The sequence below is a fragment of the Tunturibacter gelidoferens genome, from assembly GCF_040358255.1.
Taxonomy (GTDB): Bacteria; Acidobacteriota; Terriglobia; order Terriglobales; family Acidobacteriaceae; genus Edaphobacter; species Edaphobacter gelidiferens.
This window is the reverse complement of the sequence record NZ_CP132938.1, coordinates 5,165,761-5,178,231: the sequence shown is the minus strand read 5'-3', so window position 1 is coordinate 5,178,231 and position 12,471 is coordinate 5,165,761. Positions and strand designations below refer to the sequence as shown.

At 57.8% G+C, this 12,471-nt stretch carries 12 protein-coding genes; 4 read left to right on the top strand and 8 right to left on the bottom strand.

Translation table 11 applies throughout. The annotated features are described in order from the left end of the window. Positions 1-10: 10 nt before the first annotated feature. The 4 genes from fdhD to RBB81_RS22185 form a co-directional block, all read right to left on the bottom strand. Positions 11-955: a formate dehydrogenase accessory sulfurtransferase FdhD gene (gene fdhD / locus RBB81_RS22200; protein ID WP_179585243.1), complete on the bottom strand. Its 945-nt coding sequence runs from the start codon at positions 953-955 to the stop codon at positions 11-13. A 50-nt stretch (positions 956-1,005) separates the two neighbouring features. Then, positions 1,006-1,941: a carbohydrate kinase family protein gene (locus RBB81_RS22195; RefSeq protein ID WP_179585241.1), complete on the bottom strand. Its 936-nt coding sequence runs from the start codon at positions 1,939-1,941 to the stop codon at positions 1,006-1,008. A gap of 65 nt (positions 1,942-2,006) precedes the next feature. Further along, a complete protein-coding gene (locus tag RBB81_RS22190) occupies positions 2,007-3,194 on the bottom strand; it encodes an acyltransferase family protein (protein WP_353072190.1) in 1,188 nt (395 codons plus the stop codon). Between the two features lie 3 nt (positions 3,195-3,197). Beyond that, positions 3,198-5,297 (bottom strand): alpha-N-acetylglucosaminidase, encoded by a 2,100-nt coding sequence (locus tag RBB81_RS22185; RefSeq protein WP_423248038.1) that lies wholly within the window; start codon positions 5,295-5,297, stop codon positions 3,198-3,200. Between the two features lie 339 nt (positions 5,298-5,636). Here RBB81_RS22185 and RBB81_RS22175 point away from each other — a divergent pair, with 339 nt between their 5' ends. Further along, positions 5,637-6,923, top strand: a complete 1,287-nt coding sequence (locus RBB81_RS22175) for a GRP family sugar transporter (protein ID WP_183792685.1) — start codon at positions 5,637-5,639, stop codon at positions 6,921-6,923. 68 nt (positions 6,924-6,991) lie between these two features. Here the strand turns inward: RBB81_RS22175 and RBB81_RS22170 are convergent, their stop codons facing one another. Next, positions 6,992-7,534 (bottom strand): TetR family transcriptional regulator, encoded by a 543-nt coding sequence (locus tag RBB81_RS22170; RefSeq protein WP_179585235.1) that lies wholly within the window; start codon positions 7,532-7,534, stop codon positions 6,992-6,994. Positions 7,535-7,832: 298 nt separating this feature from the next. Between RBB81_RS22170 and RBB81_RS22165 the strand changes: the two genes are divergently transcribed. The 3 genes from RBB81_RS22165 to RBB81_RS22155 all read left to right on the top strand — a co-directional run bounded on the left by RBB81_RS22165 (position 7,833) and on the right by RBB81_RS22155 (position 10,088). Continuing rightward, on the top strand, positions 7,833-8,396 hold the full coding sequence (locus RBB81_RS22165) for a cysteine hydrolase (protein WP_179585233.1): 564 nt from the start codon (positions 7,833-7,835) through the stop codon (positions 8,394-8,396). A gap of 85 nt (positions 8,397-8,481) precedes the next feature. Beyond that, positions 8,482-8,811 carry a hypothetical protein gene (locus tag RBB81_RS22160; RefSeq protein ID WP_179585231.1) on the top strand — a complete coding sequence of 110 codons (330 nt, stop codon included), beginning with the start codon at positions 8,482-8,484 and terminating at the stop codon, positions 8,809-8,811. Then, entirely contained in the window at positions 8,808-10,088 is a 1,281-nt protein-coding gene (locus tag RBB81_RS22155; protein ID WP_353072188.1) for an MFS transporter, read from the top strand. Before RBB81_RS22160 ends, RBB81_RS22155 begins: the two co-directional genes overlap by 4 nt. A gap of 111 nt (positions 10,089-10,199) precedes the next feature. Here RBB81_RS22155 and RBB81_RS22150 read toward each other — a convergent pair whose 3' ends face one another. The 3 genes from RBB81_RS22150 to RBB81_RS22140 form a co-directional block, all read right to left on the bottom strand. Continuing rightward, entirely contained in the window at positions 10,200-10,682 is a 483-nt protein-coding gene (locus tag RBB81_RS22150; protein ID WP_353072187.1) for a DinB family protein, read from the bottom strand. A 154-nt stretch (positions 10,683-10,836) separates the two neighbouring features. Continuing rightward, positions 10,837-11,568 (bottom strand): SDR family NAD(P)-dependent oxidoreductase, encoded by a 732-nt coding sequence (locus tag RBB81_RS22145; RefSeq protein ID WP_183792676.1) that lies wholly within the window; start codon positions 11,566-11,568, stop codon positions 10,837-10,839. A gap of 100 nt (positions 11,569-11,668) precedes the next feature. Continuing rightward, a complete protein-coding gene (locus tag RBB81_RS22140; RefSeq protein WP_353072186.1) occupies positions 11,669-12,415 on the bottom strand; it encodes a glucose 1-dehydrogenase in 747 nt (248 codons plus the stop codon). Positions 12,416-12,471 lie beyond the last annotated feature (56 nt).

Sequence of the window (12,471 nt, the reverse complement as noted above, 5' to 3'; positions counted from 1 at the left end):
AGTGTCGTGCTTAGTCTGATGTGTAACCGAGTATGTGGTGTGCGCCGTTGTAGATGTTGAAGTGACCTTCGCGGAGGAAGCCTGCGAGGGTGATGTCGAAGTCCTTTGCAACTTGTACGGCGAGGCTTGAGGGAGCACCGACAGAGGCGACCATGGCGACTCCGCCCATTAGAGCTTTCTGCAGGAGCTCGAAGCTGGCGCGGCCGGAGAGTAAGAGCAGTGTGTCGCGGAGGGGAGTGCGGTCGGCGAGAAACTCTGCACCGAGGAGCTTGTCGACGGCGTTGTGGCGGCCAACATCTTCGCGGACGGAGAGGAATTCACCGGCGGAGTTGAAGAGAGCTGCGCCGTGAATTCCGCCGGTTTGATTGAAGAGGGTTTGTGCTTCGCGCAGGCGATTCGGGAGCTGATAAAGAGTGTCGGCTTCAATTTGAAAGACGTTTTTTCTGCGTGGTGGACAGACGGTCTGGAGCGCAAGCAGCGAGGCTTTGCCGCAGATGCCGCAGCTGGAGGTGGTGTAGAAGTTTCGCTCGAGATTGGCGAGGCTCACGGCCACATCGGGTGCGAGGTCTACGCGGACGACGTTTTTCTCCGGCCGATAAGGGAGCGCGCTCTCCATCTGGAGATTTGCTGCGGGGAGTTCGGTGCTGTTGGCGAGATAGACGATCTGGTCGATGTCGTTTGGGTCGCGCACGACTCCTTCGGTCATGAGGAAGCCCGCGACGAGGTCGAAGTCGTGGCCGGGTGTGCGCATAGTGACGGAGATGGACTTTACGGATCTTGCGTCGAGAGCGCCGTGGGCAAGTTGGATCTCGAGTGGCTCCTCGACGGCGAGGGAGTCCTGGGCGTGATGCGAGCTGAAGCCCACGACTTTTTCGATCGCCAGAGCGTGGGTGGCCCGGCTCAGCTCTGGATTTGCTTGGAGATTTTGCTGTGAGATTGGAGCGGAGCTCTTCATGAGGGGTGCGAGTCCTTCTGAAAATCTAGCGAGCAGCTTAGTGAACGGACCTAGACATAGTGAGGCGTGTGATGTCGTGAGCCGGCTTTCATTAGATCTTCGATGGTTTCGAGGGGTTGGATTCCGCCTCTGGCGCCTACGGCGGTGCAGTTCAGAGCAGCTGCGGCGCAGGCAAAGTCGAGTTGGCGTGCAAGAGGCCATTCTTGCAGCAGGCCGTAGATGAATCCTGCGTGGAAGATATCTCCGGCGCCGGTGGTGTCGACAACGGAGACGCAAAAGGCGGGAGTGTGATGGAACTGCTTGCCATCCCAGGCGACGACGCCCTCTTCGCCCAGCGTGGCGGCTACGAGAGTGCATTTATAGCGACGTTGGATTAGCTGTAGCGCTTTTTCGAGGCTGGGCTCCGACGTCAGACGTTGGGGGAAATCCCGGCTCACAATGAGGTAGTCGATGTTTTCGATGAGCTCTTCTACGCCGAGATAGAGCTCATCTAAATCGGCGATGACCGGTATGCCGGCAGCGCGAGCCCAGGTCGCCGCGAGGGTTGCAGCGGCGGTGTCGTGTCCATCGACATGAAGCGCCCGCGCGTTGACGATCCATTCGCGGTTGAGGTCGGTCGGCTGAAGGATGAGTCGCTCGTCTCGGCGGCAGAGGACGGTTCTTTCGCCGCCGGCGTCGACGAGGATCAAGGACTGTGGACTGGCGGCGCCTGCGGCTGTGATGATTTGGGTCTCGACTCCCGCGTGAGCGAAGGCTTCGCGATGAAGTGCGGCGGCTGCGTCGTCGCCCAGCTTGCCTACATATCGTGTTTTGATTCCCCAGCGCTGGCAGGCGACGACTGTCGACGCGACTTGTCCTCCCGGTAGGACGGTCGCAGTTTGGTACTCAACCTTAGAGCCACGTGGTGGGTAGTTTGTCAGGGGGATAACGGTGTCGGTGGCGTTGAGCCCCACGCCCACGAGATCGACCTTCGACAGTTTCGTCATCTTGTCACTGTAAATGGAATTATGTGTCCGGCGATATCGCCGGACACATGATGGTTGGGTGTGGTTTAGATCTTGATGAAGATTTTGCGGCGGTAGAGGACGGCTACGAAGAGCCAGCATACGGCTACGAACGCGAGGGCGTAGAGCAGAGAGGCGAAGGGCACGTTTGGAACGGCATGAAGGATGGAGCGAAAGATTGATTGTGCTAGGTTGACGCCGGGGTGCACTGGAATGCTGAAGAGTGCAGCGGCCAGGAGCTCGGAGAAGACGTAGGCCACGATGGCGTTGGTTCCAAAGATGAAAAAGGGCTTGAGGAGGCCGTCGTGATTTTGTTTGGCGTTTTGTTTCTTGGGTAGATCGACGATGAACAGGCTCAGGGCGAGGAGGGAGAGGCTGAGGCCGCCGGCGAAGAGGACGTAGGAACTGGTCCAGAGTTTTTTGTTGATGGGGAAGGAGAGGTTCCAGAGTCCTCCGAGAAGAATGCCGCTGAGGCCTGCTGTGGCGATGCCGGTTATCTTCTGATTGAGCGTGCGCTGGGTGCGCAGCCAGATGCCGGTGAGGACGCCGAGGAGAGCGGTGGCGAGGGCGGGGATGGTGCTGAGAAGACCTTCGGGGTCGCGGGTGTGCTCGTAGAGATGAGAGGCGGAGAAGATCTGTCGGTCGAGCCATGCGGTGAGGTTGGCGTCGCGGTCGAGGAGAGGAATGTCGTGGGTGGGAACGCCGTATCCCGGGACAGGGACGAAGCGCATCAGGATCCAGTAGGCAAGGAGTGCGGAGACGGCTAGAACTGCTTTGCTGCGCCAGCCGGGGCTGATGAGATAGAGCGAGGCAACGACGAAGTAGCAGATGGCGATGCGGGGGAGCACTCCGTAGAAGCGCATGGTGTGGAGGTTGAAGAAGGGAAAGCTGTTGACCAGGAGGCCGAGCAGGAAGAGGATCACGGCACGGCGGAGGACGTGGAGCAAGAGGGATTGTCGGGTGGCGCCTTGAGCGAGCCTCGAGGCAGTGGAGAAGACGGTCGAGATACCGACGAGAAAGAGGAAGGTGGGAAAGACGAGATCGGTTGGGGTGAAGCCGTTCCAGGCGGCGTGTTTGAGGGGCCAGTAGGCTCGGAGTTCATCGCCGTTGTTGTTGACGAGAATCATGAAGGCGATGGTGAGGCCGCGCAGGAAGTCGAGTGAGAGAAGGCGTGCTGGACGGGCGCCGGTAAGAGAGGGCCAAGGGGTTTCGGAGGGTGCGCTCATTGTGGTCATAGTTTACTTGTGAGCCTCGGATTGTTGGTTGGGAGCGAGGTGAAGGGTGCGGGCGATAGCAAGAGCAGCGGCGTAGGAGTCGCCGTGCGGCTCGGCGTCGTAGGTTTTGCGGCTGTGATTCCAATCGTCGCCGAAGGAATACCAGTCCATGGGCTTTGGGGCTTCGCCGGTATCGAGCGAGGCAGAGAGCGAGTCGAAGTACATCTGCCAGCGGACCATGTAGTAGTCACTCGTCAAGCCAGCCCAGTCTCGGTTGCCGTACTCGTGAAGGCCGTACTCGCTGGCCTTGCGGTCGCCCCAGGTGGTGAGGATGGAGCGGGCATCGTAGTTGAGCCGTTCGAGCTCCCCTGGTGACGATGCCCAGGGCGGGACGAAGGAGAGCCATCTGCCGAGAAGGAAGAAGGGGCTGGTCTGGAGGAGTTGGTCCTGTAGCTCCATGTCGTGAAGCCATTCCTTCGTGAGTTTGGCGAAGGCCGTCTTGTCTTTGGAGTCGTAGGCTTGCTTGATCAGCGGCAAGAGGCGGCGGCTCTCATTGGCCATCGCCTGCCGGGCTACGTCGACGAGGTCGTAGTGATAGGTTTCGGTGGAGCGTAATGCGGGGTCGACTTCGAGAAGTTCGGTGAGTGCGGGGGCGAAGTCGGCTGGGTTGTAGCGCAAGACGTCGGGGGACCATGTTGCGGCGCGTGCTGCGGTCAGGGATGGCTGGGAGTTGAAGACGGAGTCTTGTGAGGCGTCGCGTTCTCCGTGCTGTGTGTTGCCGTCGGCTCGGTAGCCGTAGGCTGTTTGGAGTAGGATCTGCCAGGCGCGACGAGCGTGTGAGTCGTCCGCTCCGTATCGGCGGGTTGCGTAGGCGTTGGTCCATTCGGCCAGGTCGACGGAATCAGTGTGCCAGGCCATCTCGGTGTAGAAGTCGAAGGCGAAGGGGTTGGTGTCCATGCCTTCGGTGAAGACGGCGGTCCCGACGATGCGGCTGTTGGGGAGCGCGGCCAATTTGGGGAGGCGAACGGCGTAGTCGTAGAGGGGCGCTCCCATGGTGGTGCGTCCGCCGAACTCCCAGAGTCCACCGTAGAGCCAGGATGCACCACGAAACTCGCGGTCACGGTTCTCTCGGGGGATGCGGCCTTGCTCGATCTCGGCTATGAGAACGTGACTGGTGTCTACGGCAGAGAGTAACTCCTGGGTTGGGTTCTGCTGCCATCCGAGGAGCATCCAGAGCGCGTTGGGGTGGTCGCGCATGAGGGCTTGTTGCACTTTTTTTGCGGCGGCTGGAACCGGGACGTCGCCGGCTGCGCCGCCCTCCTGGAAGATCTCCATGTCGTAGATGGCCGAATCGCCATAGAGGGCGTGCTGATGGCGGTAGAAAGATGTCGCTAGTTTGTCGAAGTTTGGATCGCGGGGATCGAGCCAACCGGGGCGAGTGAATCCATTCCAGTCGCCTTGCGTGATGACGTGTGCGCCGGGGTGAAGGGAGGCAAAGTCGGCGGGGACGATGCCGTAGTAGCCGGGCAGAACGGGCGTGATGCCGAGGCTGCGGAGTGCGGCGATGAGTTGTTGTGCTGAGTGAGAACGTTTTTCGAGAAGCTCCATGGAGATGGGACCCTGGAAGCAACACATGTTGCCCATCAGCTGCCAGTTTTGGTGAGCTGGCTGAACGATCCAGTTTCGGATGGCCTCGTCTGAGTAGCCGGAGTCGCGAAAGGTTTGGTAGAGAACAAGGTCCATGCCGCGTTCGATGAGGATGGCGTTGGTGCCGCTCAGGGCGAGGATGTCTATCTCATGCTGCCAGCGTTCCTGATCCCAGTAAGGAGCGGAGTAGCCATCGACGTTCTCATTCAGGGCGTAGCGCCAGGGGTAAAGAGCGGGCTTCTCGATTGGGACGTCAGGTGCGGGGAGGATCAGGCCGGGAGAGCCGAGCTGTGAGCCATTGGGTGAAATCTGCAAGTGGGCTACGTACTTCAGATACCAGTTGACGCCATACAGCAAGGTAGGCTGCGTGGCTGCTGCAACGAGAATGTGGCCTCGGGTGCCGGTGATCCGGAAATAGTCCTTGTGGTCGGGCTTCGGGACGAGAGCGAGTTGTAACTGTGGCGCAAGATGAGGCATGAGCCGATGGAGCACTCCTTCGGCTGGTAACGTGGACGACTCGGCACACGCGGATGCAGGCGGCACGATGAGGCCGATGGCGACAAGCGGAATTGCGAGGAACAGCCTCAAATGCATGCACACCAATGTAGCGAAGTTTAATGGAGAGCGTAACCACTTACTATGGACAAGATCGTTTGGAGGTTGATGTGAGTTTCGGAAAAAGGGTAAAGACGATTGCTACCGACAGCCACTTCCTAATTCCACTCTGTGTGCTTGTGCTGGGGATTGCTCTGCTGGCGGCGTTGCATTAAAGCGGTGGAATACGGGCGGTTTGAAGGAAAGCATCGAGGGAGTCGAATGGCGCTTGCGTTAGATCGGGTGAGAAGAACGCGGTTGTCTCTGCATGGTTTGGGTGTCATCTGCGGATTGACGGCGGGCGTTTGGCTGGGCGCGGCGGAGGCTCCGACGAAGCTTGTGAATGCAGGGTTCTCTCCGTTTGCGATCTCGCTGTGTATGGTTGCGGGGGTATTTACGGCGCGATGGACCTTTCCTACCCTGTTGAAGGGGACGGGTTACGTCTTCGAGGATCTGTCGGAGAGGAAGCATTTGATCGTGTGGGCGCTGATGGCGGGCGCGCTGTGGGCGGTGGCCAATACTCTCACCGTCTTTGCGATTCGTGATGTGGGATTGGCTGTGGCGTTTCCGATGTGGAATGCGAACTCGCTGATTGGGTTGTTCTGGGGACGAGTTCTGTTTCGAGAGTTGGAGGGAGCGAGCGGAAGGAATATTGCAAAGGTTGTCGTGGGCGCGATGGCAATCGTGATTGCTGCGGTGATGCTGGGTTTCAGCACGATCCACGGCGGAGTGGTAGGGAGTCATGCTTTTCGCGGGATTATTGCGGCGTTGGGCGCGAGCCTGATGTGGGGGACCATGTATGTTCCGTATCGCAAGGCTTATCTGAGCGGGATGAATCCGCTGTCGTTTGTGACAGTGTTTACGGTGGGCGAGTTGGGAACAGTGCTGGCGTTAACGCTGACTCTGGATGGCGGGCTGCACTCGTCGGCGTTCCGGCTGTTTCAAATGCCGGGAGTGTTGTTCTGGCTATTTCTTGGGGGATTTGTGTGGGTGATCGGGGATCTGTTTCAACAGTTTGCGGCGAAGTATCTGGGGATTGGACGGGGGATCCCGCTTTCGAATACGAATCAGCTTTGGGGACTTGCGTGGGGTGCGCTGGTATTCGGCGAATTAGCGGCGGCTGACTGGCAGCATAAGTCGATGGTGATTGCAGGGTCAGTCATTATGATCCTTGGTGCACTCGCTATCAGCACAGCGGTGGCATCGGCAAAGGAGCGAAGTTCGACGAATGAGGCTGTAATGCGGGAGTGCAATCGGTACGGCTTGAACTACCAGCGAACGATGATGGCGCAGGCCGGAGATGAACTCGACGGAAGAGACAGACGGCGTCGTTGGTGGGACTACGTCATCGTTCTGACTGCGACTGCGGTCTTTGTCACTCTGGGAGTTCGGGCAATGACGCCACCGCTGACGATGGACTTTCGTTGGGCCGTGTTTCTGAGTGTGGTGTTGATGATTAGTCTCTTCGTCGGAGGGTGGTGTCTTTGGCGGCGGACTCGATTCACGTGAAGTCGCAGCCGCGTTGATGATCTTATGGGGCCATTGGTTCAGGCTACAAATCGGGTCTGGTCACTTCTTTATGGGGCCAAACGCGACTCTAGATAGGCAGCGAGAGCGAGTTTGTATTCCTTGACAAGTTCTTCCCGTTCTTTGAAATTGGCTTCTGCGTAGAGCTTGTTCATGCTTTTGATGATACCCAGAGAGACGTTCGCCATTCGGAACGCCATTTCTTGCGAAATGGCAGGTCTTTTGCTGCGGAATACGTTGGCGATTCTCTCCCTTAGTCGGTTTCTTGCTTCTTGACTGCGCTTGTATTTCACCGGAGCGTCAAGAATTGCGAAATAGGCTGGGTGTTCGTCTACGAAACGAGTCGTCAGTTGGACGAGATGGTGAGCTATCTGCCTCACAGTCATCTCCGCCACGGTCTGCTCGTTGAGGTGCGCCCAGCGCTCTTCCATCTCTGCGACGTATTGTCTCCGGAGTGCCAGGACGATCGCCGGCTTATTGGGAAAGTATTGATAGAGGGTTCCGATGGAAGCACTGGCGCGGTCGGCGATCTCAGTCATGGTGGCAGCGTCGTAACCAACCTCAGCCAGCAGAGACGCGGCGGCTTCCAGCAACTGGCTAAGACGTCGTTCTCCTCGCTCTTGCTGTGGAGCCCGCCTCGGGCTTGACATTGTTGAGGACATGCTCATATTCTAAGCCCTTAGAACGAACTTGAGGGTTACCTCATGTTTAGACTCACCGATCCCTGCTCGACAGCTCTCAGGCTTATCAATCCAGAAGCGGCGTTATTGGTGTGTCGCTAGCTCCGTACTCGACGACCGATTCACCAGTAGCTCACGGTTCCTGTCGAAATTTTTCTAATGCTCCGCATTCCAGGCTAACCGCAGTTCGAAACAAAAGAAGGAGAACACCATGGCAATAACGGCTGTTGACCCGAAGACCGCTCTTGTGATCATCGATCTGCAGAATGGTATCGTTGCGATGCCCACCGCACATCCCGTGGGGGGTGTCGTGAAGCATGCCAGTTTATTAGCGGATGCGTTCCGTCGACATGACTTGCCGGTAGTGTTGGTCAACGTCTCCGCCGGAGCACCGGGGCGAACGGAACAGGCACCCAGAGTTCGTGAGTTTCCTGCCGGATGGACGGATCTCGTTCCTGAGTTGAACCAGCAGCCGCGAGACCACACGGTGACGAAGCGGACGTGGGGAGCCTTCACGAATACGGGTCTTGAGGAACATCTGAAGAAGCTGGGTGTCACGCAGGTTGTGGTCGCCGGGGTCGCCACGAGTTCCGGTATCGAATCCACTGCCCGGCAGGCGCACGAGAACGGTTTCAACGTCACCCTCGCTGTGGACGCTATGACGGATATGAACCTCGATGCTCACATCAACAGCATCACCAGGGTCTTCCCGCGCTTGGGTGAAACCGGCACGACCAAAGAGATCGTCGCTCTCCTCGACAGCACCCGCGCGTGAGGTGGCGTCACCGCGCTCTGGAACAGGTTTGAGGCGAATGTAACTAAGAAAAATTCTTGTTCAACGAAAAGGAGCATCCTTCCAAATGGAATGGGGTCAATCTGCAGCGTACTTGTTTGGCGGCGTTTTTCTCACAAACGCTATTCCGCATTTTGTGAGCGGCGTGATGGGACGTCCCTTTCAAAGCCCATTTGCTAAACCGCCTGGCGAAGGACTTTCTTCTTCGTTGGTGAACGTGCTTTGGGGATTTTTTAATCTGATGGTTGCTTATGTTCTGATTTGTCGTGTTGGCAGCTTCAGTTTGCGTTCTACGGATCATGTCGTTTCTTTGGGATTGGGCATTCTTCTGATGGGTGTGATGACGGCGCGCAGTTTCGGACGGTTCCACGGCGGCAACTCACATGGGAACTCATGAGCGGGCCGACGAAAGGGACCTTCCGTTCGCTGAACAGCTTCAACTATCGAGTGTGGGCTTGTGGGGCGCTGGTCTCTAACGTGGGAACGTGGATGCAGCGCACCGCGCAGGATTGGATCGTCCTCACGCAGTTGACCCACCACAATGCGACGGCTGTCGGTGTGGTCATGGCGCTCCAGTTCGGACCGCAGGTGCTCTTATTGCCGCTGACTGGTTTTGCCGCAGATCATCTCGATCGGCGAAAACTCCTGATCGCTACTCAGGCGGCGATGGGAGCGCTGGCCCTGGGACTGGGGATCCTCACTGTTGTTGGACTGATTCAGCTGTGGCATGTGTATGTGTTTGCGTTTCTTCTAGGTTGCGTGACTGCGTTCGATTCGCCGACGCGCCAAAGCTTCGTCTCAGAGTTGGTGGGAGAGGCTGATTTGTCGAATGCAGTGGGACTAAATTCCACCTCGTTCAACGCTGCGCGGATGATCGGTCCGGCGATCGCAGGCGTTCTTATTGCTGCCGTGGGCTCCGGGTGGGTGTTCCTTATCAATGCGGCTTCTTTTGTCGCCGTGCTTTGCTCGCTGAGCCTTCTTCGCGTGGAGGACCTTCATCGCGAGGCGAGAGCCGTTCGCAAACGTGGGAGCCTCATCGAAGGGTTTCGTCACGTTTGGAAGAGACCGGATCTAAAGGCTATTTTTCTAATGCTCTTTCTGATTGGTACGTTCGGAATCAACTTCCCGATATTTATCTCAACCATGTCCGTGACCGTGTTCCACGCAGAGGCGAGCCTGTACGGACTCTTGACGTCGACTATGGCGATTGGATCAGTTGCCGGGGCGCTTCTCGCCGCGAGACGAGAAAGACCTAACATGACTCCGTTGCTGGCAGGTGCGGCAGTCTTCGGGGTCGGCTTGGCACTAGCGGCGATCATGCCCAACTACTGGCTCTTTGGCCTCGCTCTTATCGTTATCGGCGTGTCTGCGCAGACTTTCACTACCTCGACGAACAGCTTGGTACAACTCTCAACCGAGCCTGCCATGCGTGGACGTGTGTTGGCCATCCTTCTCGCAGTAGTCTTCGGTGGCACACCGATCGGTGCGCCAGTTGTCGGGTGGGTCGCTGATAGGTTCGGTCCGCGTTGGGCGCTTGGCATTGGGGCTGCTTCAGGGTTTGCCGCAGCGATTGTCGGCATCTACTATCTCGCGAAGCACCGTCATCTGCGGGTGAGCCTCGACGCTGGCCGTCTCCGCTTCACCGTGGACGAAGGTAGCCTCGTTGCACGTTGATGCCGCGTTCGGGTTAGTTCGGGCACCATCTCAGGCATAGACCACGCGGTTGTCGGAAGCCGGTGTGGTCACCACGCAAGGCCTGTTGCTTTGGATGATCGACTCAGATATTCATCGCTGGGCGAGCTTGGCCTGGCCGAAGTGGTACGCGAGATGAGCTGTTCTGCCGAGCAGGACGGTGAATCGGTTGCGATGAGGTTCCAGCTTGAAGTCCTCTGCGAAGACAGCGGTGTGTCTCTGTGCCCAGTCCGAGGGTGACAAGTTTGAAAAAGCCGCCCACAGCGCATTGTTGACTTCATCCCAGACTTTCTTCAGGTCCGCTCCTGAGAGCACGTCCTGCGAGTATCCGTCAGGATTGGATATAAAGATCGAATCGAGTTCCGGATGGAGTCTCCGACCTAACCCGAGCAGAGGAAGGAGCGCATCGCTGCTGGCCGTTAGGTGACCCCAGAGATAGATAAGCCTGTTCTTCCCGGGAGCGACCTGTTCGAGAAGCTGCTCTTCTGTAAGAGCGCCGAAGAGTTTCGTTGTGCGGTCAACGTTTGACTTCCAACCGCGGAGCGCCGAGTCGATGAGCGAAGCTTCTGGGTTCATGCTGTAGTACCTCTCTTATCGAAAAAGCCAAAATGACTATGAATTCAATCATTGGTAGTTCCTACTCTGGTCTGAACTGGGGCCGCCACGCTGCTTGATGCTGACGGACAGCGTGGCGAGTTCACTCAGTTTGTTTCATCGATATCTAGTTGTGTTAGATCTGTGCTGTTCCGCCGTCTACGAATAGCTCAATACCGTTGACGAAGCTTGAGTCGTCAGAGGCGAGGAAGAGCGCTACGGTCGCGATCTCTTCGGGGCGACCGATTTCGCCACGTGGGATAAGTGTCTTGAAGTACTCCTTCGCGTCGGGTCCTAGAGGATCGAGGATTGGGGTATCGATGGTCCCTGGGCTGAGGACGTTGACGCGGATTTTGCGGTCCTTGAGGTCATTGAGCCATGTGCGCGCAAAGGATCGCACCGCGGCTTTGCTGGCGCTGTAGACGCCGAAGGCAGGGAAGCCCTTGATGCTGGCGATGGAGCCGTTCATGAAGATCGAGCCGCCGTCGTTGAAGAGCGGGAGTGCCTTCTGCACGGTGAACAGTGTGCCGCGCACGTTGAGGTCGAAGGTTTTATCGAAGTGCTCTTCGGTGACTTCACCGATCTTCGCGAACTCGCCCTGGCCTGCGCTGGCGAAGAGGATATCGATCTTTCCTTTTTCTTTCTTGACGGTTTCGTATAAGCGATCGAGGTCAGCGAGGTTTGCAGCGTCGCCCTGGACGCCGGTCACGTTCTTGCCGATGGCCTTGACGGCTTCATCGAGTTTGTCCTGACGGCGGCCGGTGATGAAGACATATGCGCCCTCTTTCACGAAGAGTTTTGCTGTGGCAAGCGCCATGCCTGATGTTGCTGCTGTGATGACTGCTACTTTTCCTTCGAGCTTTCCCATGTCAATCCTTCCTTTCACGGTTGGTGTTCTTGCTTTTCGGTTGCGATTTGAAGGCACCCAATTGCGGAATGATGCTCGGCGTTGAGTGGCCTTTGTGAAGTTAGCGGAGACCGCCGCCGGTGATCACGCGCTCGCCGGTAATCCACTTTGCGTCTTCGGACGCGAAGAAGGTTACGACGGAGGCGATGTCGTCGACCTGGCCGGCGCGGCCGAGGGGAGTTTGCGCGACGAGAGCCTTCTCGAAGTCGGATCCAATAAACCCGGCGGACTGTGTGCCTTCGGTGTCGACGATGCCGGGGTTGACTGAGTTGACGCGGATCTTACGCGCACCAAGTTCCTTTGCGAGGACACCGGTGATGGCATCGAGAGCGCCTTTGGTGCCTGTGTAGACGGCGCTGTTGGGAGGGGTGATACTGCTGACGCCAGAGCCGATGTTAATGATGCTAGCCCCCTCGCCGAGGTGCTTGACCGCTGCCTGGGTGGTGAGGAGCACGCCGAGTACATTGATGTTGAAGATCTTGTGGAACTGCTCTTCGGTTACGGTTTCGATGGGAGAGAACTCATAGACGCCCGAGTTGTTAACGAGGATGTCGAGGCGGCCGTAGTTCTTGATGGCTGCGTCGATTATGCCCTGTGCTTCTGCGGCCTTGGAGACGTCTCCACCGACAGCGACGGCTTTGCCTCCGGCTGCGGTGATGGCGGAGACGACGGTGTCTGCACCAGACTTGCTGGAGGCGTAGTTGACGACAACGGATGCGCCTTCTGCGGCGAGCGACTTGGCGATGGCGGCTCCGATACCCTTGGATGCCCCGGTGACGACTGCTACTTTACCTTTTAGCTTGCTCATGTCTGAGTCCTCTTCGAGATTGCTCTGTCGAACTTGGGATTTCTGAATTGCCCGTG